The organism is Pseudomonas sp. NBRC 111127, assembly GCF_001320345.1.
GTDB classification, from domain to species: domain Bacteria; phylum Pseudomonadota; class Gammaproteobacteria; order Pseudomonadales; family Pseudomonadaceae; genus Aquipseudomonas; species Aquipseudomonas juntendi.
This window is the reverse complement of the sequence record NZ_BCBD01000294.1, coordinates 1-2,031: the sequence shown is the minus strand read 5'-3', so window position 1 is coordinate 2,031 and position 2,031 is coordinate 1. Positions and strand designations below refer to the sequence as shown.

Below are 2,031 nucleotides of genomic sequence, written 5' to 3'. Positions count from 1 at the left end.
CGCTGTTGAGCTGCTGCACCAACGCCTGGCCAGACAAGGCCAACTTGCCAGGGTTGGCGCCACCGTTGTTGGTGCCGTCGATAAAATCGCAAACCGAGGTGTAAGGGTCGCCGACCGACCAGTTCCAGCCCTCGTTGCCAATCTCGATACGCCAGGCCGCACGCTGGCTGCGGAACGGCCCATCGCGCATGTCCTCGATCCCCGAAGTGGACAACGGCCCGCGGAACGGAAACAACGGCTTGCCTTCAGGCATCAACCCCCAAGCCAGGTAAACGGGGTGATCGGCCAACGCCTGGCCGACCTGACCGCTACTGTTGGCGACCCCCTTCGGACTGTTCGGGCTGACCGAGTTGAGCAGCAGCTTGGGCGTCTCGATGGCGTGAGCAGCGATCACGTAACGTTTGCCTTGGGCCGAGCCGTTCTGGCGCGTGCCGTCGTTTTGATACTGGATGAAATCGATACCCGTGACGCCCTGGGCATCGACCTGCACCCGGCTCGCCACGGTTTGGTAGAGAATGCGCACATTGCCGGTGTCCAGGGCCTTGGCCATGGTCACAGTCGCGTCGTACTTGGCCTGAATCGGGCAAATGGGTGTGCAGCTGGTATTGCCAGCGCACACTCGCCGGCCGTTGTCGTTCTGCGAGTTGCGCCCGGCCGGTGTCTGCCTGACGTTGAGAGTGACACCTGGGTATGGCTTGCCGTCGGTGGCCTTTTCCGGACTCTGGTACACCGTACCCGTGACATGCTGGCCCAGGCCCTGATCGACCAGTGACGGCGGGATACCGTGCATGCTGTATTCGTAACCATTGGGGAAGGTCACGCCAAGGTAGCTCTGCGAGGCAACGTCGGCGGACACGCCCATTTCCTCTTCAGCACGGCAGTAGGCCGTTTGCAGGTCGTCGTAGCTGATCGGCCAGTCGACGCCGACGTTGTAGGCAGTGCGCATCCGAAAATCGTTGGGCAGCAGGCGCAGGGCTGTGCCCATCCAGTGCCACATGGTGCCGCCGCCGACCCTTTCGTAGGTGCTGGCGAACAGTTGCGGCCCCTTCTGTACCAGGTAGCTCTTCTGCACCTTATTCGGGTCTTCGCTACCAGCAGTTATCAAGTCCTGGATGGTCGCCCGTGGCGCGAACTGCGTGGCTGGGGTCTGCTCGCCCTGCTCGGGTGGGTACGGCGCTTCGGGCGACTTGAGCACTGCGGTATAGAAGCGCTCCAGGTACTCGCTGCGATTGGGTGGAATCGCGGGGCCCGATTCGAGCACCAGCACTTTCAAGCCGGCCAGGCCCAACTGGTAGGCCATGACACTGCCGGCCATGCCGGCGCCGACCACGATCACGTCTGCGCTTTCGATGTTCTGGATTTTAACTTGGGTCATGGCTGCTGCCCTTCCTTGGCGTCGATACCGGTGAACTCCTTGAGGGTCGGTGGCTGCTCGGCCCAGTAGCCGAAGTGGTACTGGCTGTAACCCATCGGGTGGGCTTGGGCGATCTTCCACGCCCAACTCTCCTTGTAGGCCTGGTCGGAAACCACCCTGGTGTCACCCTTGTGTTGACCGCCCTGGTCATACGGCTGGTACCAGCTACCAAGCAGCCACAGCTTCATGACCGAGCGGCCGCCCTGGGCGATCTGCGGGTCCGAATTACCGAGCACGGCGCTGGCAATTTGCGTAGGCGGCTGGCCCTCGATGCTGGCATACAGCGCCAGCATTTTGCCGAACGCTGCGCTACCCATGCCTTGCTGGGCGGTCGCGAAGAACAGCGGCGGAAGGTTGATAGGGTCGACGGACGGCGCCAGCAATTCGGCCGACAGACCAGTGAGCACCGCGGACAGGTTGATGAAGTTCGACAGGTTCGGATCGCTCATGGCATCACTCCTTGGCGCCGGTGGATTGAGCACGTTCAAGCAGGAAAGTGAAATCGGCGAAACTGGTGCGCGGAGACTCGGTTACCCGGGTAGTCGCGTTGTTGTGGCACTCCATGCAACTCGATGAGGCCTGTGGCGTGGTGCCTTGGTTGTAGGTTTCCAGGGTGG

2 protein-coding genes and 1 pseudogene are annotated in these 2,031 nt (G+C 62.1%); all 3 read right to left on the bottom strand.

The annotated features are described in order from the left end of the window. Positions 1-1,375 (bottom strand): GMC family oxidoreductase N-terminal domain-containing protein (locus tag APH30_RS26925; RefSeq protein ID WP_156326742.1); only part of this gene is annotated, 1,375 nt, incomplete at its 3' end. Beyond that, on the bottom strand, positions 1,372-1,863 hold the full coding sequence (locus APH30_RS26920) for a sorbitol dehydrogenase (protein WP_054914239.1): 492 nt from the start codon (positions 1,861-1,863) through the stop codon (positions 1,372-1,374). The genes APH30_RS26920 and APH30_RS26925, both read right to left, overlap by 4 nt. A gap of 4 nt (positions 1,864-1,867) precedes the next feature. Continuing rightward, positions 1,868-2,031: pseudogene (locus APH30_RS28965) on the bottom strand (cytochrome C); the annotation flags it as partial.